The 24066-nt window shown below is 40.6% G+C and carries 19 protein-coding genes; all 19 read left to right on the top strand.

Translation table 11 applies throughout. The features are described from left to right. Positions 1 to 4 precede the first annotated feature (4 nt). On the top strand, positions 5 to 547 hold the full coding sequence (nusG, locus tag ACFQ3S_RS15645; RefSeq protein ID WP_377166134.1) for a transcription termination/antitermination protein NusG: 543 nt from the start codon (positions 5 to 7) through the stop codon (positions 545 to 547). 128 nt (positions 548 to 675) lie between these two features. Next, on the top strand, positions 676 to 1116 hold the full coding sequence (rplK, locus tag ACFQ3S_RS15650) for a 50S ribosomal protein L11 (protein WP_377166136.1): 441 nt from the start codon (positions 676 to 678) through the stop codon (positions 1114 to 1116). An 88-nt stretch (positions 1117 to 1204) separates the two neighbouring features. Next, positions 1205 to 1903 carry a 50S ribosomal protein L1 gene (gene rplA, locus ACFQ3S_RS15655; protein WP_377166138.1) on the top strand — a complete coding sequence of 233 codons (699 nt, stop codon included), beginning with the start codon at positions 1205 to 1207 and terminating at the stop codon, positions 1901 to 1903. Positions 1904 to 1905: 2 nt separating this feature from the next. Continuing rightward, on the top strand, positions 1906 to 2427 hold the full coding sequence (gene rplJ / locus ACFQ3S_RS15660; RefSeq protein WP_377166140.1) for a 50S ribosomal protein L10: 522 nt from the start codon (positions 1906 to 1908) through the stop codon (positions 2425 to 2427). Positions 2428 to 2487: 60 nt separating this feature from the next. Continuing rightward, complete coding sequence (rplL, locus tag ACFQ3S_RS15665) at positions 2488 to 2868, top strand: 50S ribosomal protein L7/L12 (protein ID WP_377166142.1); 381 nt, start codon at positions 2488 to 2490, stop codon at positions 2866 to 2868. Positions 2869 to 3019: 151 nt separating this feature from the next. After that, complete coding sequence (rpoB, locus tag ACFQ3S_RS15670) at positions 3020 to 6823, top strand: DNA-directed RNA polymerase subunit beta (RefSeq protein WP_377166144.1); 3804 nt, start codon at positions 3020 to 3022, stop codon at positions 6821 to 6823. A gap of 117 nt (positions 6824 to 6940) precedes the next feature. Next, positions 6941 to 11230 carry a DNA-directed RNA polymerase subunit beta' gene (gene rpoC / locus ACFQ3S_RS15675; RefSeq protein ID WP_377166146.1) on the top strand — a complete coding sequence of 1430 codons (4290 nt, stop codon included), beginning with the start codon at positions 6941 to 6943 and terminating at the stop codon, positions 11228 to 11230. Between the two features lie 106 nt (positions 11231 to 11336). Then, positions 11337 to 12245, top strand: coding sequence for a hypothetical protein (locus ACFQ3S_RS15680; protein WP_377166148.1), 909 nt, complete (start codon positions 11337 to 11339; stop codon positions 12243 to 12245). Positions 12246 to 12282: 37 nt separating this feature from the next. After that, positions 12283 to 12594 carry a DUF3467 domain-containing protein gene (locus ACFQ3S_RS15685; RefSeq protein WP_377166150.1) on the top strand — a complete coding sequence of 104 codons (312 nt, stop codon included), beginning with the start codon at positions 12283 to 12285 and terminating at the stop codon, positions 12592 to 12594. Positions 12595 to 12811: 217 nt separating this feature from the next. Next, on the top strand, positions 12812 to 13609 hold the full coding sequence (locus tag ACFQ3S_RS15690) for a polysaccharide biosynthesis/export family protein (protein ID WP_377166152.1): 798 nt from the start codon (positions 12812 to 12814) through the stop codon (positions 13607 to 13609). A 29-nt stretch (positions 13610 to 13638) separates the two neighbouring features. Further along, positions 13639 to 15981 carry a GumC family protein gene (locus ACFQ3S_RS15695; RefSeq protein WP_377166154.1) on the top strand — a complete coding sequence of 781 codons (2343 nt, stop codon included), beginning with the start codon at positions 13639 to 13641 and terminating at the stop codon, positions 15979 to 15981. A 51-nt stretch (positions 15982 to 16032) separates the two neighbouring features. Beyond that, complete coding sequence (locus ACFQ3S_RS15700) at positions 16033 to 17115, top strand: polysaccharide pyruvyl transferase family protein (RefSeq protein WP_377166156.1); 1083 nt, start codon at positions 16033 to 16035, stop codon at positions 17113 to 17115. 63 nt (positions 17116 to 17178) lie between these two features. Continuing rightward, complete coding sequence (locus ACFQ3S_RS15705) at positions 17179 to 18153, top strand: hypothetical protein (RefSeq protein WP_377166158.1); 975 nt, start codon at positions 17179 to 17181, stop codon at positions 18151 to 18153. A gap of 19 nt (positions 18154 to 18172) precedes the next feature. Then, positions 18173 to 18745, top strand: a complete 573-nt coding sequence (locus tag ACFQ3S_RS15710) for an acyltransferase (RefSeq protein WP_377166160.1) — start codon at positions 18173 to 18175, stop codon at positions 18743 to 18745. A 1-nt stretch (position 18746) separates the two neighbouring features. Then, on the top strand, positions 18747 to 19850 hold the full coding sequence (locus ACFQ3S_RS15715; protein WP_377166162.1) for a glycosyltransferase: 1104 nt from the start codon (positions 18747 to 18749) through the stop codon (positions 19848 to 19850). A gap of 4 nt (positions 19851 to 19854) precedes the next feature. Further along, on the top strand, positions 19855 to 20700 hold the full coding sequence (locus ACFQ3S_RS15720) for a hypothetical protein (protein WP_377166164.1): 846 nt from the start codon (positions 19855 to 19857) through the stop codon (positions 20698 to 20700). Next, entirely contained in the window at positions 20700 to 21725 is a 1026-nt protein-coding gene (locus ACFQ3S_RS15725) for a glycosyltransferase family 4 protein (protein WP_377166166.1), read from the top strand. Before ACFQ3S_RS15720 ends, ACFQ3S_RS15725 begins: the two co-directional genes overlap by 1 nt. Before the next feature lie 3 nt (positions 21726 to 21728). Next, positions 21729 to 22970, top strand: coding sequence for a glycosyltransferase family 4 protein (locus tag ACFQ3S_RS15730; RefSeq protein ID WP_377166168.1), 1242 nt, complete (start codon positions 21729 to 21731; stop codon positions 22968 to 22970). A 22-nt stretch (positions 22971 to 22992) separates the two neighbouring features. Further along, positions 22993 to 24057 carry an acyltransferase family protein gene (locus tag ACFQ3S_RS15735; protein WP_377166170.1) on the top strand — a complete coding sequence of 355 codons (1065 nt, stop codon included), beginning with the start codon at positions 22993 to 22995 and terminating at the stop codon, positions 24055 to 24057. The last annotated feature ends 9 nt before the right edge of the window (positions 24058 to 24066 follow it).

The raw sequence follows: 24066 nt of genomic DNA on the forward strand, positions 1-24066 counted from the left end.
ATACATGAGCGATCAGTTAAAATGGTATGTGGTAAGAGCCGTTAGTGGTAAAGAAAAAAAGGTAAAGCAATATCTTGATGCTGAAATTAGCCGCTTGGGAATAGCGCACCTTTTACCACAAGTACTCATTCCTACCGAAAAATATTACCAAATGCGCGACGGCAAAAAAATTGCCAAAGAGCGTAATTACTTCCCCGGATATGTAATGATCGAAGCTCAGCTTGATGGCGAGTTAGAACACGTAATTAAAGGTATCAACAGCGTAATTGGTTTCCTGGGTGATAAAGCCGGTAATGCAATTCCTTTGCGTCAATCAGAAGTTAACCGCATTTTAGGTAAGGTTGATGAAATGGCCGCTCAAGGCGAAACCGTAAACGTTCCTTATTATGTAGGCGAAAACGTTAAAGTTATGGACGGACCGTTCAACGGCTTTAGCGGTGTGATTGAAGAAGTGAACGAGGAAAAGAAGAAATTGAAGGTCATGGTAAAGATATTCGGACGCCGAACGCCGCTTGAATTGAACTACATGCAAGTAGAAAAAGAATAATAAAATTATATTAGGATCAGCCCGCAAAGTTCTTATCTTTGCGGGCTGAATTTTTTATATATACAGCTCTTAAATGTTACTTTGCTTCCAAAACTTACTAACATTAAGTACAATAAATTAAATTAAAAATGGCAAAAGAAGTCGGTGCGTTAGTAAAACTACAAGTTAAGGGTGGCGCTGCAAATCCATCACCTCCAATCGGGCCTGCGTTAGGTGCGAAAGGTGTGAACATCATGGAATTTTGCAAGCAATTCAATGCACGTACTCAGGACAAACCTGGTAAAGTGTTGCCGGTAGTAATTACTGTTTATGTCGACAAGTCATTTGATTTTATCATTAAAACTCCTCCCGTTGCCATCCAATTACTGGAAGCTGCAGGTTTAAAAGGTGGTTCGGCCGAGCCTAACCGTAAAAAAGTTGCCAACGTAAGTTGGGAACAGGTTGCTGGTATTGCTAAAGATAAAATGCCTGACTTAAACGCGTTTACAGAAGAATCAGCCATGAAAATGGTGGCTGGTACCGCTCGCAGCATGGGTATCACCGTTTCCGGTACAGCACCCTGGAACTAATTAAATTTCGAATAACGAATAAATAATTTCGAATTAAAAATTCGGAGTTCGGAATCAACAAAATTAACACACAAATCAGTTTAAGACAGTGGCTAGATTAACAAAAAATCAAAAAGCAGTACTCTCCAAAATTGAGGCCAACAAAACGTACACGTTACAAGACGCGACTAATTTAGTAAAGGACATTACCACTACTAAGTTTGATGCATCTGTTGATATTGATGTACGTTTAGGTGTTGACCCGCGTAAAGCCAATCAAATGGTACGTGGTATAGCAACTTTACCTCATGGAACCGGTAAAACTGTACGTGTTTTGGTGCTTTGTACTCCAGATAAGGAGCAAGAAGCTAAAGACGCAGGTGCAGATTACGTAGGTTTGGACGATTACATCGCTAAAATAGAAAGCGGATGGACTGACGTTGACATTATTATCACTATGCCGAGCGTTATGGCTAAGGTAGGTCGTTTGGGTCGTATTTTAGGCCCGCGTAACCTTATGCCTAACCCTAAATCGGGTACTGTAACTCCAGAAGTGGGTAAAGCAGTAACTGAGGTTAAAGCCGGTAAGATCGATTTTAAGGTTGACAAAACAGGTATCATTCACGCTTCAATAGGAAAAGTATCTTTCCCTGCTGATAAGATTTATGAAAATGCTTTGGAAGTATTACAAATCATTTCTAAATTAAAACCATCAGCAGCCAAAGGAACATACTTCAAGAGCATTCACGTCTCTTCAACTATGTCGCAAGGAATCCAGGTTGAAACTAAATCAGTAGCGGGGATCTAATCATGAATAAAGAAGAAAAATACGAATTGGTTGCGGCTCTAACCGAGCAAATTAATGAGTATGGTAATTTTTATATTACTGATACCGCTGATTTAACTGTTGCTAAAGTAAACAATATCCGCCGCAAGTGCTTTGAAAGCGACATCGTAATGCAAGTTGCTAAAAACAGCTTAATCGAGAAAGCTTTAGAAGCTGCAGAAGGTGATTTTTCACCGCTGTATGATGTACTGAAAGGTACTTCAACTATTTTATTCTCTAAATCGGCAAAAGCTCCGGCTAAGCTGATCAAGGAACTAAGAAGACAAGGTGACAAACCGGTGCTGAAAGCAGCATACGTTTACTCATCTGCATTTGTTGGAGACAATCAGCTCGATGCGTTAATGACGCTAAAATCGAAAGAAGAGTTGGTTGGCGAAATCATCGGATTATTGCAATCACCTGCTAAAAATGTACTTTCTGCCCTGCAATCAGGCGGAACTACTATCGCAGGCCTGGTAAAAACATTACAAGAAAGAGAAGGTTAATCGAACGCCTGTAAGGTTCGAATAAAACACAAAGTATTTAAAAGCTAAAATTAAAATAAAATGGCAGATTTAAAAGCGTTTGCTGAACAGTTGGTAAACTTAACAGTAAAAGAAGTTAACGAATTAGCTCAGATCCTGAAAGATGAGTATGGTATTGAGCCTGCTGCTGCAGCTGTAGCTGTTGCTGCACCTGCTGCTGGTGGCGATGCCCCTGCTGCTGCTGCAGAACAAACTGCTTTCGATGTAATATTGAAAGAAGCTGGTGGTGCTAAATTAGCAGTAGTTAAATTGGTGAAAGACTTAACTGGTTTAGGCTTGAAAGAAGCTAAAGACTTAGTTGATGGTGCACCAAAAGAAGTAAAAACTGGTGTAACTAAAGAAGAAGCTGAATCTTTAAAGAAAGCTTTAGAAGAAGCCGGAGCAGTAGTTGAAGTTAAGTAATTTAACTCAATAACGCCCTTTGCAACAAGACTCCGACCTGTATTTGGTCGGGGTCTATTGTTGTTTATAATGTTTTCATTTTTGTTTGAAGTTCAGGAACAACTTTAAATAAACCGGTAAGAGTTTAATTCATATTAAAATTATAAATCCCTTGGCAAACAAAAATAACCAAAGAGTTAACTTTGCAACCAGCAGGCATGTCTTAGACTATCCTGACTTTCTGGATGTACAGTTGAAATCTTTTCAGGAATTTTTCCAGCTGGAAACCACTTCAGACAACCGTCATAAAGAAGGCTTGTATAAAGTATTTGCCGAAAATTTTCCAATTTCCGATTCCCGTAACATTTTCGTGTTAGAGTTTCAGGATTATTTTATTGATCCACCACGTTACGATATTCAAGAATGTATTGATCGTGGTTTAACTTACAGTGTGCCTTTAAAAGCAAAGCTTCGCCTTTCATGTAACGATGAAGAGCACGAAGACTTTGAAACCATTGTTCAGGATGTGTACTTAGGTACTATCCCTTACATGACACCTAAAGGAACTTTCGTAATTAACGGTGCCGAGCGTGTAATCGTTTCGCAGCTGCACCGTTCACCTGGTGTGTTCTTTGGCCAAAGCCGCCACACCAACGGTACCAAATTATACTCTGCCCGTGTTATTCCTTTTAAAGGATCATGGATTGAGTTCGCTACAGACGTTAATAACGTAATGTATGCTTACATTGACCGTAAAAAGAAATTCCCGGTTACCACGTTGCTTCGTGCTATAGGTTACGATTCGGATAAAGACATTCTGGAATTATTTGAACTGGCCGACGAAGTAAAGGTAAGCAAATCGGGTCTCAAGAAATTTGTTGGCCGTAAGCTTGCTGCAAGAGTGCTTAAAAAATGGGTTGAAGATTTTGTGGACGAGGATACCGGTGAAGTGGTATCTATCGACCGTAATGAGATCATCCTGGAGCGCGAAACGGTACTGGATGATGATAATATTGATCAGATCATTGATGCTGGTGTTAAAACCGTTATCCTGAACAAGGAAGATGCGGCCACCAGCGGTGATTATACCATTATATACAATACCCTACAAAAAGATACTTCAAATTCTGAGAAAGAAGCGGTGGAGCACATATATCGCCAATTGCGTAACGCCGAACCACCTGATGAGGAAACTGCTCGTGGTATCATCGACCGTTTGTTCTTCTCAGATAAAAGATATGATTTGGGTGATGTGGGCCGCTACCGCATCAACCGTAAACTGAAACTGGATACATCAGATGAGATTAAAGTTTTAACCAAGCAAGATATTATTGCCATCGTTAAGTACCTGATCAAACTGATCAACTCTAAAGCTGAAGTGGATGATATTGACCACTTGTCTAACCGTCGTGTACGTACGGTGGGTGAGCAGTTGTACGCACAATTCGGTGTTGGTTTGGCCCGTATGGCCCGTACCATCCGCGAGCGTATGAACATCAGGGATAATGAGGTGTTTACACCAACCGACCTGATCAACGCGCGTACATTATCATCAGTTATTAACTCGTTCTTTGGTACCAACCAGTTATCCCAGTTCATGGATCAAACTAATCCATTGGCCGAGATCACACACAAACGCCGTCTTTCGGCGCTTGGCCCCGGTGGTTTATCTCGTGAGCGTGCCGGTTTCGAGGTACGTGACGTGCATTATACCCACTACGGTCGCTTGTGTACCATTGAAACACCAGAAGGACCGAACATTGGTTTGATCTCTTCGCTTTGTGTTCACGCCAAAATCAATAGCTTAGGCTTTATCGAAACTCCATACAAACGTGTGGATAACGGTACCGTGGTAATGGACGAGCCGGTTATTTACTTATCGGCAGAAGACGAAGATGGTAAAACTATTGGTCAGGCTAATGCCGTGTATGACGATAAAGGTGTGTTTGCTACGCCGCGTGTGAAAGCTCGTTTTGAGGGTGACTTCCCTATTATTGAGCCGGAGCGTTTGGATTACATGGACATTGCGCCTAACCAAATCACTTCGATTGCAGCTTCATTGATTCCGTTTTTGGAGCATGATGATGCTAACCGTGCGTTGATGGGTTCGAACATGCAACGCCAGGCCGTGCCGCTTTTACGCCCTGAGGCGCCAATTGTAGGTACTGGTTTGGAAGGCCGTGTAGCGAAAGACAGCCGTACCCTGGTTAACGCAGAAGGTAATGGTGTGGTTGAGTATGTTGACGCTAACGAAATTAAGATTAGATATGACCGTACAGAAGATGATCGTTTAGTATCATTTGATGAAGATACCAAATCTTACCGCCTGATTAAGTTTCAGAAAACTAACCAGAGTACAACCATGAACCTGAAGCCTATTGTAATTAAGGGCCAAAGAGTTGAAAAAGGACAAGTGCTTTGCGAAGGTTATGCAACGCAGAACGGTGAGTTAGCTTTAGGTCGTAACATGAAGGTTGCGTTCATGCCTTGGCAAGGATACAACTTTGAGGATGCAATCGTTATTTCGGAGCGTGTGGTATCGCAGGATATCTTTACCTCTTTACACGTTGAAGAATTCGAACTTGAAGTTCGTGATACTAAACGTGGTGAGGAAGAGTTAACACCGGATATCCCTAACGTATCGGAAGAAGCTACTAAAGATTTGGACGAAGATGGTATTATCCGTGTTGGTGCCGAGGTTAAAGAAGGCGACATCCTGATTGGTAAGATCACCCCTAAAGGTGAATCGGACCCTTCACCGGAAGAGAAATTATTACGTGCCATATTTGGTGACAAAGCTGGTGACGTAAAAGATGCTTCTTTGAAAACTCCACCATCAATTGCCGGTGTGGTTATCGATACCAAGTTGTTCTCACGTGCTAAAAAGACCACTAAGGCCGAAGAAAAAGCACAGTTAGAAAAACTGGAAAACAAGCATGATAAGGCCGTTAAAGACCTGAAGACTCGTTTGGTTGATAAGTTATTCGAGATTGTAAACGGTAAAACATCGCAAGGTGTACATAATGTTTACAAGGAGCTGCTGGTAGCTAAAGGTGTTAAGTTCACCCAAAAAATATTGGCTGAGTTACCTTACGAAAACATTAACCCAACCAAGTGGACAACTGACGATGATAAAAACGATCAGATTAAGTTGTTGCTGCATAACTATAACATCAAGATCAACGAGGAACTTGGCGCTTACCGTCGCGATAAATTTGCGATCAGTGTAGGTGATGAGCTTCCATCGGGTATTGTTCAGATGGCTAAAGTTTACATCGCTAAAAAGCGTAAGCTTAAAGTGGGTGATAAAATGGCCGGTCGTCACGGTAATAAAGGTATTGTTGCACGTATTGTACGTGATGAAGACATGCCTTTCCTGGAAGACGGAACACCGGTTGATATTGTGTTGAACCCGCTGGGTGTACCTTCGCGTATGAACTTAGGACAGATTTACGAAACTGTTTTGGGTTGGGCAGGTAAAGAACTTGGTGTAAAATTCGCTACTCCTATTTTTGATGGGGCAACCTATGCGGAAGTAGAAGGATGGATTGAGAAAGCAAACTTGCCGCCAACCGGACGTACTTACCTGTACAACGGCTTAACCGGCGACCGTTTTGACCAACCAACCACTGTAGGTATTATCTACATGTTGAAACTTGGTCACATGGTTGACGATAAGATGCACGCGCGTTCAATAGGACCATACTCATTAATTACACAACAACCATTGGGTGGTAAAGCCCAGTTTGGTGGTCAGCGTTTTGGTGAGATGGAGGTTTGGGCACTGGAGGCATTTGGTGCAGCTAACATATTACAAGAGATCCTTACTGTGAAATCTGATGATGTGATAGGCCGTGCTAAAACTTATGAAGCTATTGTTAAAGGTGAAAACTTACCTACACCATCTGTACCAGAATCATTCAACGTATTGGTTCATGAGTTAAGAGGTTTAGGTTTAGATATCACATTAGAATAATATATTGATTAGTGAGGGATTGGATGTTTGATCATCCAATCCTTTGTTAACTTTTACGTGCAAGAAGAGGAGCTGTGTTTAACGGTTAATCTCCACTAAATCATTTAAAAAACAAATATGTCTTATAAAAAAGATAATAAAATAAAAAGTAATTTCACTACCATCACCATCAGCTTAGCCTCTCCCGAGTCTATTTTAGAGCGTTCAAGTGGCGAAGTTTTAAAACCGGAAACCATTAACTACCGTACCTACAAACCCGAACGTGATGGTTTGTTTTGTGAGCGTATTTTTGGTCCGGTAAAAGATTACGAATGCCATTGCGGTAAATACAAACGTATCCGTTACAAGGGTATCGTATGCGACCGTTGCGGTGTGGAAGTAACCGAAAAGAAAGTACGTCGTGAACGTATGGGTCACATCAACCTGGTTGTTCCTGTCGCACATATTTGGTATTTCCGTTCGTTGCCAAACAAAATTGGCTACTTATTGGGCTTACCTACCAAAAAATTAGATTTAATTATTTACTACGAACGTTACGTAGTAATACAAGCCGGTATCAAAGAATCTGATGGTATTTCCAAAATGGATTTTCTTACAGAAGAAGAATACCTGGATGTTTTAGATACCCTTCCAAAGGAGAACCAGTATCTGGACGACAAAGATCCTCAGAAATTTTTGGCTAAAATGGGTGCAGAGGCTTTGGAAGAGTTGTTAAAACGTATAGATTTAGATCAGTTATCATACGATTTACGTCACCAGGCTGCTAACGAAACTTCTCAACAACGTAAAAACGAAGCTTTAAAACGCCTTCAGGTGGTTGAAGCTTTCCGCGATGCCAAAAACCGTATAGATAACAACCCGGAATGGATGATCGTTAAGATCGTTCCGGTTATACCACCGGAATTACGTCCATTAGTACCACTGGAAGGTGGTCGTTTCGCTACTTCCGATTTAAATGACCTTTACCGTCGTGTAATTATCCGTAACAACCGTTTAAAACGTTTGATCGAAATCAAAGCACCGGAAGTGATTCTACGTAATGAAAAACGCATGTTACAGGAAGCTGTAGATTCGTTATTTGATAATTCACGTAAAGTTAACGCGGTAAAAACCGAAGGTAATCGTGCCTTAAAATCTCTTTCGGATATCCTGAAAGGTAAACAAGGTCGTTTCCGTCAAAACTTATTAGGTAAACGTGTGGATTATTCAGCACGTTCGGTAATTGTTGTCGGTCCTAACCTTAAATTACACGAATGCGGTTTACCTAAAGATATGGCTGCCGAGCTGTTTAAACCATTTATCATTCGCAAGATGATTGAGCGTGGTGTGGTTAAAACAGTAAAATCTGCCAAAAAGATAGTTGATCGTAAGGATCCATTAGTTTGGGACATTTTAGAAAACGTATTGAAAGGGCACCCTGTGTTATTAAACCGTGCGCCAACGCTGCACAGGTTGGGTATCCAGGCTTTCCAGCCAAAATTAGTTGAAGGTAAAGCGATCCAATTGCACCCTTTGACCTGTACGGCTTTCAACGCGGATTTTGACGGTGACCAGATGGCTGTGCACGTACCTCTTGGTAACGCAGCAATTTTGGAAGCCCAGATATTGATGTTAGCATCACACAACATTTTGAATCCTGCCAACGGTACGCCAATTACTGTACCATCGCAGGATATGGTTTTGGGTCTTTATTATATTACTAAAGGCCGTAAAACAGATGAAGGCCGTGTGGTTAAAGGACAAGGTTTATCTTTCTATTCTGCCGAAGAGGTGATTATCGCTTACAACGAAAAGAAAATTGACCTGCATGCCTTTATTAAAGTAAAAGCAAATGTTAAAGAACGCGAAGGCGTTATTGTAAATAAACTGATTGATACTACGGTCGGTCGTGTGTTGTTTAATCAGCATGTACCCGAAGAAGTAGGTTATATCAACGAACTGTTAACCAAAAAATCACTGCGTGATATTATTGGTGAAGTAGTTAAAAATACTGGTATGGCACGTGCGGCCCAGTTCCTTGATGATATTAAGGAGTTAGGTTTCCGTATGGCATTTCAGGGTGGGTTATCGTTTAACTTGCAGGATGTTAACATCCCGGCACAAAAGGTTGACCTGATAGCACAGGCTTCGCGCGAAGTTGAAGAAGTAATGAGTAACTATAACATGGGTTTCATTACCAACAACGAGCGTTACAATCAAATTATTGATATTTGGACCCGTATTAACAACCGCTTAACCGCAAACGTTATGGAGATCCTATCGAACGATAACCAGGGCTTCAACTCAGTTTATATGATGTTGGATTCTGGTGCACGTGGTTCCAAAGAGCAGATCCGTCAGCTTGCAGGTATGCGTGGTTTAATGGCTAAACCTCAGAAATCAGGTTCAGGTGGCGAGATCATCGAAAACCCGATCTTATCGAACTTTAAAGAAGGCCTGTCGGTATTAGAGTACTTTATCTCTACCCACGGTGCCCGTAAAGGTTTGGCGGATACGGCATTGAAAACGGCTGATGCGGGTTACTTAACTCGTCGTTTACATGATGTTGCCCAGGATATGATTGTTGGTGAAACAGATTGCGGAACGTTAAGAGGTATTTACACCACTGCGTTGAAAGACAACGAAGATGTTGTTGAGCCATTATATGATCGTATTTTAGGTCGTACCTCACTGCATGATGTATTTGACCCGTTAACCAGCGAATTGTTGGTAAACGCCGGACATGATATTACTGAAGATATTGCCAAAAACATTGAAAACTCACCATTGGAAGGTATCGAAATTCGTTCGGTATTAACCTGCGAGAGCAAACGTGGTGTTTGTGCATTATGCTACGGACGTAACTTAGCCAGCGGTAAACGCGTGCAAAGGGGTGAGGCTGTGGGTGTAATTGCAGCACAATCAATTGGTGAGCCGGGTACACAGTTAACCCTGCGTACATTCCACGTGGGTGGTACCGCATCTAACATCGCGGCAGAGTCACAAATTAATGCCCGTTACGATGGTATCATCGAGTTTGAAAACGTACGTACCGTACCTTTCGAAACTGCGGAAGACGGTTCTGTTGAAGTAGTATTAGGCCGTTCTGGTGAATTCCGCATTGTGGAAGAAGGCAGTAACAAGGTTATTGTAACTAATAACATCCCATACGGTTCTTACCTGTATATTAAAGACGGCAGTAAGATCACTAAAGGCGATCGTATTTGTTCATGGGATCCATACAATGCCGTTATTATCTCTGAGTTTGCAGGTTCTGCCAAGTTTGATGCCGTATTAGAAGGTATTACCTTCCGTGAAGAATCAGATGAGCAAACCGGTCACCGTGAGAAAGTAATTATTGATACCCGTGATAAAACTAAGAATCCGGTTATACAGATAGCTGAAAAAGGCGGAGATATTATTAAAGGTTATAATATACCGGTAGGTGCCCACATCGCTATTGAAGAAGACGATAAGATACAAACTGGTCAGGTAATTGCTAAAATTCCTCGTTCAACCGGTAAAACACGGGATATTACGGGAGGTTTACCACGTGTAACTGAATTATTTGAGGCCCGTAACCCTTCTAATCCGGCCGTGGTAACTGAGATTGATGGCGTGGTAACCTTAGGCGGTGTAAAACGTGGTAATCGCGAGATCACTATTGAATCGAGAGATGGTCAAGTGAAAAAATACCTGGTCCCGTTGTCTAAACATATCCTGGTACAGGATAATGACTTTGTTAAAGCCGGTATGCCACTATCTGACGGTTCTATATCGCCAGCCGATATATTAGCAATTAAAGGTCCAGCCGCAGTACAGGAATACTTAGTAAATGGTATTCAAGAGGTATATCGTTTACAAGGTGTGAAGATCAATGATAAGCACTTTGAGGTTATTGTTCACCAGATGATGCAAAAAGTATCTATCGAAGATCCGGGAGATACCCGTTTCTTAGAGAAAGAAGCTGTTGACAGCTGGGATTTCATGATCGAGAATGATGACATCTTTGATAAGAAAGTGGTTATCGAGCCCGGCGACAGTGCTACATTGAAACCAGGTCAAATCGTATCACTGCGTCGTTTAAGAGATGAAAATTCAATCTTAAAACGTAAAGATGCCCGTTTGGTTGAAGTTAGAGATGCCATTGCTGCAACATCGAGCCCAATACTGCAAGGTATTACCCGTGCATCATTAGGTACTAAGTCGTTCATCTCGGCTGCATCGTTCCAGGAAACTACCAAGGTACTGAACGAAGCTGCCATTGCAGGTAAACGCGATTTAATGTTAGGTTTGAAAGAGAACGTTATTGTAGGTCACTTAATACCTTCTGGAACCGGTTTACGCGCTTATGATAACATCCGCGTAGGTTCTCAAGAAGAATTTGACCGCCTGATGGCTTCAAAAACTGAAGATGTAGAAGCATAAGTAATTAAAATAATTACATAAGGCCATCCTTTTAAAGGGTGGCCTTTTTTGTTGTATAGTACTTGTATATATATGATATATACTTATTTTTGAGAAAAATGTTTACATGTCACTAAAGCGTAGGATATACCTGGTTGCCAATAAAAAAAGCGAACAGCTGTGTGAAAATCTGATTTATTCCATTCGTCAATCTGGCTGTAAGCTTCCTATTAAGGTTATTCATTTTGGTGGAGATCAACTTCAATCAATATATATTCTTGAAAACGCTACATTGGCATTGGCCAGTGACTTTCCTGCTGACGGACAAAAATTGATTGATGAATTACGAAGCGTGTTAAGTGATTGCCCGCTTGGGTTTTTGTACCGTTTTTTAGCATGGTATGGGGAGTGGGACGAATTTATATATTCAGATAACGATGTAGTAGCCTTATGTAACTGGGAGTTGATGTTTGAGCATTTAAAAGAATATGAGTTTGTACACGCGGATGAAGAGTATAAAACCAAGGGTAAATATAATTTTATACAACCCGATGGTGTTGAGCATGCCTTTGGCCCCGAAGCATTAAACAGGGCGATAACTGCAGGGCATTTTGCCATTAAAAGAAACAATAAGCAAGTAAAAGATTTTTTTAGTGCCGTAGAATGGTTTTTGAAAAATCCCGGTATTCCTAAAAAGCATGACCAGGCATTGATGCATGTAGCCATAATATTGGGTAATTGGAAAACACTAAACCTTTGCACTCCACCGCAAAATTGGCTGAGTTCCTGGGCTGGAGACTATAAAAACCCCCTTCAAATTATACATGAGGTACAGAAAGGACGAACGATCAGTCATTTGCACTACTCGGATGGCCAGGTTACTGGTACCAAATCTATCGAAGATCTGATATATTCCTTTGATGATACAGAAACAAGGTTGAGAAAAATAGTTTATAACGGATTAAACAAAATTTCAGGATTATCATATATCAGAATAAAAAAGAATAAGATATTAAAGCGCCTGAAAAGTAAATAATTCTTTAAATAGGATTTACCCTTTGTAATTTAGCCACATGGAAGAAATAAATGAAAACCAATTAAATATAGAACTCACTGAAGATATTGCCGAAGGGATTTATACCAACTTAGCTGTAATTACACATTCTAATGCCGAATTTGTGATAGATTTTATTAGGGTGATGCCTGGTGTGCCAAAAGCAAAGGTTAAATCAAGGCTCATACTAACCCCGGAGCATGCCAAGCGATTATTATCGGCACTGGAAGATAATGTTGAAAAGTATGAAGCTGTAAATGGCCGTATTAAGATACAGCCGGAAAATGCCGGCTTTCCGTTAAATTTTGGTGGTACAATGGGGCAAGCCTAATTATTTTATTAATAATTCAATAAAAATAAATTATATTTAAAAATTCGTTAATTTTATGCACAAATAAATTCAATTTAAAAATTTGTTCTTTTAAGATATAGTTTTAAAATTTTACGAATGCATAGTTGAAATTTTAAAAAGATACAATACAGCAATGAATGCGGACGTAATTATTGTAGTTTTTATACAATAGATATATACAAATTTTCTCCTTTACATGAAAAAAAAAGATTTCCATATTTTTATACTTTTATTAAGCTGCTTATATCTATTCTCATCGTGCAGAAGCGTTAAACAATTAACACTATTTCAAAAAGTATCTGTAAACGAACCCGACACTATTGCAATCCCTAAAGCTAATTTTACAATAATTCAGCCCGGAGACATATTGTCTATTAACGTTACTTCATTAAGTTCGGCAGCAAGTACTTTTTTTAATCCTTACGGCAGCAGCGGATCCTCTGGGAGTTCAGTAAATGCAGCAGGTGCTATTAATACGCAGGAAGCCCCCGGCTATCTAGTAGACGAAAATGGAAATATAGAGCTACCCTTAATTGGAAGTTTGAAACTCTCAGGTTTATCAACTTTAAAGGCAAAGGCTGTAATCAGAGATAGTCTTACCAAATATTTAAAGGAGCCTACTCTTACTTTACGAGTTATAAATTATAAAATAACACTTTTGGGTGAAGTAAGTAAACCGGCCGTTTACACTATACCTAATGAGCGTGTAACCCTGCCCGAAGTTATAAGTTTAGGCGGAGATCTTACGGCATTTGGCAGGCGTGATAATGTTTTAATCATTCGCGATAATAATGGAAAAAAAGAGTTCGGGCATGTAAATCTTAATACACGCGAATTATATAAATCGCCATATTATTATTTGCGTTCAAACGATTTGGTATATGTAGAGCCATCTGCTGGAAAAGCGATACAGAACAATTCTTTTTTTAAAATATTTCCTCTTGTGGCAAGTATAATAACTTTATCATTAGCGCTGTTTACCCGAGTATTGTAATGGCGTGAGCCCGAAACCTATTGTAAATAATGAATACTGACGACGAATTATACGACTCATCTATCCAGGAAACTATCAGTGATAGTGAGGGTAATATTGGAGAAATAATTTTTGGCTATCTAAAGTACTGGAAATGGTTTTTGCTATCTCTGATGGTTTTTTCAATTATCGGGTACTTTTATGTAAAATCGCAGGTACCACAATACCGTAGCCAAACACAAATTTTAATTAAGGATACCAAGCAATCTACAGATAAGATCATATTAGATGAATTAGGCGTTACACCTCCTAATATCGTAGTAGAAAATGAGATCCTCATCATGAGGTCGAACACTTTAGTTGAAAAAGTAATTAAAGAGCTTGGTTTACAAACAGGGTATTACAGTAAAGGTCGTTTAAGTAAAAGAATACTTTACAAAAATGAACCTGCAAGTATTGATCTTCTTGTTGCATCCTCCAAAACATACACCAAAGACTGGTCTGTACAGGTGCTTGATAATCAAGGCGTTTTGTTTGAAGGAAAAAAAGTGCCTTTTAATAAACCTACGAGCACACCCGCCGGCGTAATTGTGGTTAAACCTGTTGATCTCAATTTTAAAGAACCTTATTTTGTAACATTTAATTCAATACCAAGCATTGCGCAACAATATATAAATAAATTAATAATTACCCCTACAAGTAAGCAAAGCAATATGCTGGTGCTTGCTGTTGAAGATGCCGTACCTGCACGGGCCGAAGATTTTTTAAATAAAGTTGTAGATGAATATATTGACGAAGCAATTAGCGATAAAAACAAGAATATAGCCAATACAATTGCATTTATTGATGAGCGTTTAAGAGTTCTTCAGGGTGAATTAGGGGCAGAAGAAAAAAATGTCCAGGAATTTAAGTCGAATAATAACATTACCGATCTTGGAAGCGAAGCTTCGATGATATTTGGAAAGGTTACTGGAAACGATACAAAAGTTACGGATATAGATCTGCAGCTTACCATGCTTAAACAAATAGAAGGTTATTTGGCTACACCAGATAATTTAGATATTGTGCAGCCGTCGATGTTAGGTATGACAGATAATACAGTTACCGCAATGGTAAACCAATTGGGCACCTTAAAGCTTCAAAAGCAAAGCTTATTAAGAACAATACCTGAAACTAACCCTATAGTAGGTGCTATTAATGATCAAATTGTATCACTTAAAAGTTCGTTAAGGCAGGCTATAAAAACCTTACGGAGTAGTTTGGTACTTAACCGTAGAGAGGTAGAAAAAGTTAACAGCAGGTTTGAGGCTGATTTAAAGCAGGTACCTGTAAGAGAGCGTCAGCTGATGGATGTTATGAGAAACAAGAACATCAAAGATGCCTTATTTAATTTTTTATTGCAAAAACGTGAAGAGACAGGTTTGTCACTTGCATCAAATACAGCCGATAGTAGGGTAATTAATCCGGCCCGAAGTTCTGGTACACCTATAAAACCGGTAGTATCTACACTTTATTTAATATTTATTTCCATTGGTTTGGGCTTGCCAGTAGGGGTAATCTTTATTAAAGATATGCTGAATAATAAAATACGACGTAAATCAGACATCAGCAAAAATACCCGGGTACCTATTATTGCGCAAATTTCACAATCTGATGATAATGGTGCTTTAACAATTATAACCAGGCCCCGCTCAATTGTTGCCGAGCAAATAAGGGCACTGCGTACAAACCTCGATTTTTTAGTTCCGGGTAATGGTTGTAAGGTTATTTTATTTACCTCAACGGTAAGTGGGGAAGGTAAGTCGTTTATTTCCTTAAACCTTGGCGCCAGTTTAGCCAGTACAGGTAAAAAGGTAATAATTTTAGAACTTGATTTAAGAAAGCCTAAACTACTGTCAACAATTGGTTTAGAGAAAAAAATAGGCTTATCTGATTATTTGATTGGTAAAGTTGATTACAAAGATGTTATACGGGAAATACCACAGCAGGAAAACTTTTACATGATTGAGAGTGGTACCATTCCGCCTAACCCTGCCGAAATTCTAATGAACTCGTACCTGTCAGCATTAATTACAGCATTAAAAGTAGATTACGATTATGTTTTAATTGATGCACCGCCAATAGGACTGGTAACAGATGCTCAAATATTAGGTAAGTATGCCGATGTAACCTTCTTTTTGGTAAGGCATAACTTTAGCCGTAAAGATCATATCAGCTTGCTGAACGAGATCTATATCAAAAGAATATTTAAGAACCTTAACGTAATTTTTAACTCAATAGATACTTCCGGACTTTCTTACGGTTACCGTTACGATTATAGTTATTACGGCGAACAAGAAACTAAAAACAAATCGTTGATTGATTCTATAGTGAATAAATTTAACAAGAAATAATTTTTACATTTTTTTGCAACCTTCCTTTATCGATCAGTAACCCTTATGTTTTTGTCAAAAGATCAAATCAAGCACATCTCCAGAAATGTACAACAAAGATTGTTTCCCATTCCGGTTGGTGTAATAGGAGGCTATCATGGTGGTAACCTTGGTGATATGGCTTTGGGTAAATCAGTAATAGACAGGTTAACAGCTAACCATATACGTTCTGGCTTGCAAACTATTTATAACTTGGAGAAATGGCCTTTAGCTAAAAAGGCTATCGTAGGAGGAGGAGCGGTAGGTTATGCCGATTCTTTGAGCCGGGTAGCTAAACGCTATAAAGGTAATTACCAGAACGTAGCATTGCTGGGTGTGGATTTTAATGAAACCTCCTATCCGCAAGATTGCCTTGATCTGATCAGGAATGCAGCTTTTGTAAGCGGCCGAAGCAAGGTGCAGGCTGATAAATTAAAAGAAATTACCGGTCGGGAAGTGGTATATAACCACCCGGATATTGCCTTTTCACTCATTAATGATTATTGTGAAATGCAGCGCAAAGCACAATCACCGACTAAAAAGAAAATGCTAGTAAATGTAGTGCCTTTGTATGCCGATATAAAAGATGGTGTAATAAGCAGCGTAGAGCGTTATCGTGCCGAACGGCCCGAACTGTACCAGAACTTCGACCTGATGCATCAATCGTACAAGCAGATAATACGCGACCTGGTAAACGAAGCTTTGCAGCAAGGACATGTGGTGGAGAGCATTGCTTTTACTCCGGCCGATAGAGATTATGCCATGCACATTTTAGAAGGCTTGCCTGTTAAGCACCATGCTTATCATTCGGAAGTTGATAAAATGATCAAGTATATGGCTACTGCCGACTGGATTGTAGCTACCCGTTTTCATGCTACCATATTTGCTTTAAAGTTGGGTGTTAAATTATCTCCCATTGCTTATGCCAGTAAAAACGAGCGAATGCTTGAAGAACTTGGGGTAGACCGCTCAACCTTCCTTTCAACCGGCGATTTGGCTGGTGGAAATACTAAAGCGCTTAGGCCCGTAAAGGTTGAAAGTGAAAAAATAAATTCGTGGGAAAAAAATACGGTGGAATTAATTGATCTGTGTATCAAACAGCTCTATCAAAAGTAAGATCATAAACTAAGTGCTGCTGCCCGGGGAAAATAGCGGTTGATAATAGTAATATTCATAAAAATGGCATCTGTTATTTGTACGCTTTTTGAAGGTCATTACCATTACGGTGTTGCTGCTATTGTAAACTCGTTATATAAGCAGGGATTCCGTGGCGATGTTTACGCCGGTTACAGGGGTAGTTTACCACACTGGGCAGGCAATGCAAAAAGCGCCAATTTTACCGATTGGCCGGGCAGTCATAGCTTTGCCGTTGTTGGCGATTTAACACTGCATTTTCTTCCAATAGTTGATACCGATTACCATTTAACCAACTATAAGCCCGATTTTATGCTGAAGCTTTGGGCTGGTGTAGCCAGTAATGCCGAAGGTATTGTGTACTTTGATCCGGATATTATAGTTACTTCAAAATGGGCTTTTTTTGAGGATTGGATTAGAAGCGGCGTGGCTTTGTGCGAGGATGTTAATTCGCCTTTGCCCAAGTTTCATCCGCGCAGGGTTGCCTGGCGTAACTACTTTCAACGGCATCATATTACACTGAACTTTAAGGAGCCTGTGTATGCTAATGGTGGCTTTGCAGGTGTTCATAAAAATGATATTTCGTTTTTAGAAATCTGGAGAAAAGTTCAGGAAGCAATGGCACATAGCATTGGTGGTTTAAGCAGGTCGGCTTTTAACAGTAAGGCTGATTTTATAAAACAACTGGAGCAGGGCATAACACCGTTTTCTAAAACAGATCAGGATGCCTTAAATGCAGCAGTAGAGGCCTGGGATGGTAATGTCAGTTTTATAGGACAGGAGAGCATGGCCTTTAAACCGGGGCCTCGTCAAATGTCGCATGCGTTAGGGTCGCCAAAGCCGTGGAAAGCCACACCCTTAAAAAGTATGTTTAAGGGTAAATCTCCACGTTTAACCGATCGCGATTATTGGACACATGCCAGCAGCCCTATAGCATCACAATCAAATAGCATAGTATATTGGCGTAAGCTGAGTATGGATATTGCTAATTTTATAGGTAAATTTTACAGTTCAAGATAGGTAATACACTAAAAACAACATGCTAAAAACGTTTCAGCATACATTATTTGTTTTACGGTTGCGCTATGCAAAGCGTCCGGTAAACTGGTTGCGTAAAGCATGGTATAAGCTGGGAGGTATGCAGGTTGGCCAATTAACAGTGTTGCCAAGAATATTTGTTACCTGGCCGCATCAGGTTGCTTTGGGCTACCATTGCAGATTAGAGAGTGGTATTATCTTTAAGTTCGACGGTATCTGGAAACCGGGACCGTCTATTCAAATAGCCGATGAAGTATTTATTGGTTTGGGCTGCGAGTTCAATATCCGCAAGGGAATCCAAATCGGTAGTCATGCCTTAATAGCTTCGGGCTGCCGTTTTATTGATCATGACCACGGCACGGCTTTAGGTACCTTAATGCTAAAACAGCATGGTGCCGAAAAAGAAATAAAATTAGGTAACGATGTGTGGTTAGGCTGTAATGTGGTGGTGCTTAAAGGTGTAGAAATTAGTGATGGTGCAATTGTAGCAGCCGGAGCCGTGGTAACCAAAAATGTACCGGCTAACGAAATATGGGCGGGTATACCGGCAAAAAAGATAGGACAAAGAACATAATATGAAAATTGCTATCATCTGCGGATCTTTACAGCCAGGACACGACGGTGTAGGAGATTACACGCGGAGGCTGGCAGGCGAACTAATTAGATTAGGGAATGAGGTAATAGCTATAGCCCTTAATGACCGGCATTTAAAAGCTATCACCAATGAAACGCAGAATGCCGATGGTAATAATTTACCGGTGCTACGCATTCCAGCCGCTGTTGCAGAACAAAAACGATATAGTTTGTTAGAAACACATTTACTGAATTTTAAACCTGAGTGGATAAGTTTGCAGTTTGTGCCTTATTCTTTTCATATTAAAGGGGTTCCGTTTAAGTTATTTAGTAAGCTTGCGGCTCTAAAAATTGAAGCGAAATGGCATGTGCTTTTTCATGAGGTCTGGCTCGATAAAACAGAACGCTTTAGCCAAAAAATAGTAAAGCTGTTGCAAAAGGCAGCTATATATGGAGGCCTTAAAATTTTAAAACCAAATGTGGTGAACACCACTATTAACTATAACCAACAACGCTTAAATGCAATTGGCGCATCATCTTCTGTATTAGGTTTGTTTGGTAATATAAGTCCGGGAACGGGTGCAAGCGCAGTGCCAAATGGTATTGTACATGGCGCTGCAAACATGTTATACTTTGGTGGCCCGCCACGCAGCGAATATTTAAACCAGGTAATTACCGGGTTGGTGGCTTTTTGCGAAAGCTCGGTTAAGCCAGTGAACGTGATATTGGTAAGCGGTAATTCGCCAGCTAAGGATGTATTTAAAAATATATTGATCGAGAAACTTTCACTTTATGGTGGACAGGTTAGAGATATGGGTTTTTTAGAAACTCCCGAACTAAGCAACTTACTCAACAATTGCTCGGTAGGCATTGTAAGATCGGAAGCATACTTTTTAGGTAAGAGCGGGTCGGCGGTTGCTATGCTGGAACATGGTTTACCTATTTGGTTACCCAAGTGGACAGACCAGTCACCGGTTGATTATGGTTTTAGAAAGCACCTGATACATGCCAGTTTAAAAGAAGCCGGAAATCAGGATCATGAAAATTATAGTGGATTGCTGCCATCAATAGCGCAACAATTTATAATACAATTAGTAAATAATTAGTAGCATGCAGCAACCTGTTTATACCTTACTATGCAAGCGTGATATACCTATGGCGCAAGCCACGTTACCTGGTATATTAAAAGCGCTCCAGCCTAAGCAGCAGCTCAATATATTTGATGATGGAACATTTACCCCCGATGATGTCGCGTTGCTGAGTGACCTATCGGCCAGTATTAGAATTGTGACCCTGGCGCAGCGTAATGAGGAGATTTTGGGTAAACTGGCTAATTACAAAAACTGCCTTAAATACCGCGGTGAATTTCCGCTGGCATTTAAAATGCTGGATATACCTCTGCTGGCCGCTAAAGACGCTACCCGCATCACCTTTACCGATTCGGATATTATATACCTGAAAGATTGTGAAGGATACTTTAACAGGGATGTAAATACCTATTTACGAACAGATGCCATTAAGCTATCGGTTAAGCTTAGTCAAGGCTTATTAAAATACCACTGGAAAATGCCACTCCGGTTCAATTCGGGTTACTTTTCTTTTGATTTGAAAGACTACGATCTGGATTTTGTGGATCACTACCTCGGCTTGCCCGATGTACGCCACATGCCCTGGTTGAGCGAGCAGACTTGCTGGTCTTTACTTTTTGGCAAGGCAGGTAAATCGTATTCGCCTAAAGAAAATGAGTTTGCATGCCGTGAAAACTTTACCGGGCCCAAGCCCGATACTTTAGCCATTCATTTAATAGGCAAGCTAAAAAGTAAAGTGAATGAGTGGAGCATAGAACTGGATGCTAACAAAACCGCACCCATAAAACCGGAATTTGAGCTATCGAGAAATATAAATATGTTGGATTGGGTGCAGAAAACGGCCCGGAGATTTTCGCCATTCAAATAATGAAGATACTTTTTATAACCCACAAATTTTACCCGGATATTGGTGGTATAGAAGTTAACTCCGAAGTTTTGGCGTTGGGTTTTCACAAGGCCGGGCACGAAGTTAGGATGATCACCTGGACAGCGAGCAGCGGCGAAAGGGAATTTCCTTTTACGGTGATCAGGCAGCCTAAAACCGCTGTTTTGTTTAAAGAGCACCGTTATGCCGATATCGTATTTGAAAATAATCCGTCTTTGCGTTTATCGTGGCCGGCTATGTTTTTTAATAAGCCTATTGTAGTTGCCTTGCGTACCTGGGTAAACCGAAACGAAGGCAGCATGGCCTGGCAGGATAAAATGAAGATGTACTGGCTTAAACGTTCATCAGCTGTAATTGCTATCAGCGAAGCGGTTAGAGAGCGTTGCTGGCCGCAGGCTACCGTTATTGGTAACCCGTACCGCGAAAACTTATTCAGGATACTGAGCAACGAGCCGCGTGAGAGCGATTTTGTGTTTATGGGACGCCTGGTACCCGATAAGGGAGCCGATATAGCCCTTAAAGCTTTACAGCAGCTATCGGCCAATAATAGTAAACCCTATAACCTTACTATTATAGGCAATGGCCCGGAGGAGGCAAATTTGAAAACCCTTGTGGAAACGTTGAAGCTACAGGATCAGGTAATATTTACCGGATCGCTTCGTGGAGAAGAGTTAGTAGAATGCCTGAATAAGCACAAATACCTGTTGGTACCATCAACCTGGGAAGAACCCTTTGGTAATGTTGCCCTGGAAGGTATGGCTTGCGGTTGCCTGCCTATTGTATCGGAGGGCGGAGGACTTCCCGACGCGGTTGGAAATGCAGGGTTAATTGTTGAACGTGGAAGTGTAAACGCGCTGGTTGAAGGTGCGCAAAAATTGTTTTCAGATCCCGATCTCGAACAGCAATTACGCCAGGCAGCAGCTAACCATTTGGCCAATCATCACCCCAATATTGTGTCACGAAGATATTTAGATATAGTTGAAAAAGCAGCTAAGGGATCAAAATAAAGTATGAAAGTAGTTATATCACAACTTACCGGTAATGCTAATGTAAAGGCTGCAGCCTATGGGTTTGCCCGTGCCCATCTGCTTGCTTATTACTATGTATCACTGGCAGTATTCCCGGGCAATGTATTAGATATCATCAGTAAGTTTGGTCCGTTATCAGAAATAAGGCGTCGTAAACACGATACTATTTTGCAACCTTACACCAAAATGTGGCCATGGGTAGAACTGGGGCGTATGATAGCTACTAAATCAGGAATATCATCATTAACGGTTCCGCCAACAGCACCTTTTTATATTAATACTATTGTAAATAAGTTTGATAGGTATGTGGCCTCGCAGCTTAAAACTGCGGTAAAAAAGGGCGCTACAGCAGTTTACGGTTACGAAGATACTGTTTTGTCTACCTTTTTAGAAGCTAAGAAATTGGGGATACCATGTTTGTACGACCTGCCTATAGGATACTGGCGCTCTGCCCACCGCTTGCTGGATGAAGAACGTGAGCGCTGGCCTGAATGGATCCCCACACTTACCGGCCTTAAAGATTCGGAAGAAAAGCTTGCACGGAAAGATGAAGAACTGCAATTAGCCGATCAGATCTTTGTTGCCAGTAATTTTACTGCCACAACCCTTAAAGAATATCCGGGTAAACTGGCTCCCATTAAAGTGATTCCTTACGGTTTCCCCGAAGTGGCCGTAAACCGGGAATATTCATCCCCCACAGCTAATAAACCGCTTAAACTGTTGTTTGTAGGTGGCTTATCGCAGCGCAAGGGAATAGCAGACCTGTTTGCCGCGGTTGATGCCATTGGGCCGCATGTGGAATTGACGGTAGTGGGCAGCAAAAAGAACGATGAATGTGTTCCGCTAAACCTTGCCTTAACTAAGCACCGCTGGATTCCAAGCTTATCGCACGATGGTATATTGAAGTTGATGCAGGAACATGATGTGTTGATCTTTGCTTCGCTTTTTGAAGGCTTTGGGCTGGTAATTACCGAAGCTATGTCTCAAGGCACGCCCGTTATTACCACCGACAGAACTATAGGCCCTAACTTTATTGAACATGGGAAAAATGGCTGGCTTGTTAAAGCCGGTTCTACAAGAGCCTTGCAGGATGCTATTCAGAACCTGCTCGACCATCGCAATACCATAGCCGATGTTGGCCGTGCCGCTATGGAAACAGCAAGTAAAAGATCGTGGGATGATTACGGAAACGAACTGGCGCAAGCCGTTATGCAAATAAGATAATAATAGAAAATATTTAAGATACATGAACCCTCACAACAGAAGCTTTGGCCTTGATTTTATGCGGGCATTTGCCATTTGCCTGGTATTAATAGCCCACTTTGCAAAAACGAATGAATTTTTTGGCTTTTGGGGAGTAGAGATTTTTTTTGGATTGAGCGGATTTTTGATAGGTCAAATTTTGTGGCGCAACTTTGCAGGTACTTCACAATGGACCACCTCGCATGTATTTAATTTTTGGTCGCGCAGATGGTGGCGCACCCTCCCTAACTACTATTTGTTTATCATCGTAAGTTTGGCATTCAGCTATTTTTATTATCATACTTTACCAGGCATAGGCAGTTTCAGCAAATACTTATGGTTCGGCCAAAATTTGTTAACCCGTAACCGGGATTTTTATGGTGTATCGTGGAGCTTATGTATCGAAGAATGGCTTTACCTGTTGTTTCCGGTGGTGTTGTTTACCTACAGCAGCCTTATTAAAAATAAGGCTGCATCTTTCATATTAACACTAATCACATTCTTTGTTGGCTGTGCAGCTATCCGTTATTATCTGATATCCATAGGTGATGGCGACTCTATACGTACAGTAACGTTAACACGGGTAGATGCCATTGCGTGCGGTATTGCCGTAGCTTACTTTTTTGTAATTAAGCCTTCGAGCCTTGTTAAAAAGCAAATTACCTTTGCCATTGGAGTTATATTTACGTTAATGCCTGTGATTATTGCATACGGTTTTCATTTAACTTTGGAAGAGCTGCGCCAGGATCCTATTTTGCTATTAGTAGTGCCTTTAGGAGCATCGTTAACCTTGCCGTTAATAAGTATATGGCAACCTCCTGTTCAAACACCGGCCTTCATTTTAAAAGGTATCGAAAACTTAAGCCTATGGTCTTATTCCATATATCTTAGCCACATCCCTATTCTTTTTACCGTTTACAGGATAATGGATCCGGTTCGTCATCATCTGTTCGGCAATCTGATGTCAAAAGTTCTTGGCCTCTTCATTACCATTATTGTATCGGCCTTATTGTTTAAATATTTTGAATGGCCTTTAACATTAAAGCGACCTAAAGAAATGAAGTCGTAAGTGCATATT

The sequence above is a fragment of the Mucilaginibacter terrae genome (assembly GCF_042679325.1).
In the GTDB taxonomy this organism is placed as follows: Bacteria; Bacteroidota; Bacteroidia; order Sphingobacteriales; family Sphingobacteriaceae; genus Mucilaginibacter; species Mucilaginibacter terrae.

Excerpts from the sequence above, each read along its gene's own strand:
- ACFQ3S_RS15720 (WP_377166164.1), top strand. The coding sequence starts at position 19,855 with ATGCAGCAACCTGTTTATACCTTACTATGCAAGCGTGATATACCTATG.
- ACFQ3S_RS15695 (WP_377166154.1), top strand. The coding sequence starts at position 13,639 with ATGAATACTGACGACGAATTATACGACTCATCTATCCAGGAAACTATC.
- ACFQ3S_RS15715 (WP_377166162.1), top strand. The coding sequence starts at position 18,747 with ATGAAAATTGCTATCATCTGCGGATCTTTACAGCCAGGACACGACGGT.
- rplL (WP_377166142.1), top strand. The coding sequence starts at position 2,488 with ATGGCAGATTTAAAAGCGTTTGCTGAACAGTTGGTAAACTTAACAGTA.
- ACFQ3S_RS15690 (WP_377166152.1), top strand. The coding sequence starts at position 12,812 with ATGAAAAAAAAAGATTTCCATATTTTTATACTTTTATTAAGCTGCTTA.
- ACFQ3S_RS15730 (WP_377166168.1), top strand. The coding sequence starts at position 21,729 with ATGAAAGTAGTTATATCACAACTTACCGGTAATGCTAATGTAAAGGCT.
- ACFQ3S_RS15710 (WP_377166160.1), top strand. The coding sequence starts at position 18,173 with ATGCTAAAAACGTTTCAGCATACATTATTTGTTTTACGGTTGCGCTAT.
- nusG (WP_377166134.1), top strand. The coding sequence starts at position 5 with ATGAGCGATCAGTTAAAATGGTATGTGGTAAGAGCCGTTAGTGGTAAA.
- ACFQ3S_RS15735 (WP_377166170.1), top strand. The coding sequence starts at position 22,993 with ATGAACCCTCACAACAGAAGCTTTGGCCTTGATTTTATGCGGGCATTT.
- ACFQ3S_RS15680 (WP_377166148.1), top strand. The coding sequence starts at position 11,337 with ATGTCACTAAAGCGTAGGATATACCTGGTTGCCAATAAAAAAAGCGAA.
- rplK (WP_377166136.1), top strand. The coding sequence starts at position 676 with ATGGCAAAAGAAGTCGGTGCGTTAGTAAAACTACAAGTTAAGGGTGGC.
- ACFQ3S_RS15685 (WP_377166150.1), top strand. The coding sequence starts at position 12,283 with ATGGAAGAAATAAATGAAAACCAATTAAATATAGAACTCACTGAAGAT.
- ACFQ3S_RS15705 (WP_377166158.1), top strand. The coding sequence starts at position 17,179 with ATGGCATCTGTTATTTGTACGCTTTTTGAAGGTCATTACCATTACGGT.
- rplJ (WP_377166140.1), top strand. The coding sequence starts at position 1,906 with ATGAATAAAGAAGAAAAATACGAATTGGTTGCGGCTCTAACCGAGCAA.
- ACFQ3S_RS15725 (WP_377166166.1), top strand. The coding sequence starts at position 20,700 with ATGAAGATACTTTTTATAACCCACAAATTTTACCCGGATATTGGTGGT.
- rpoC (WP_377166146.1), top strand. The coding sequence starts at position 6,941 with ATGTCTTATAAAAAAGATAATAAAATAAAAAGTAATTTCACTACCATC.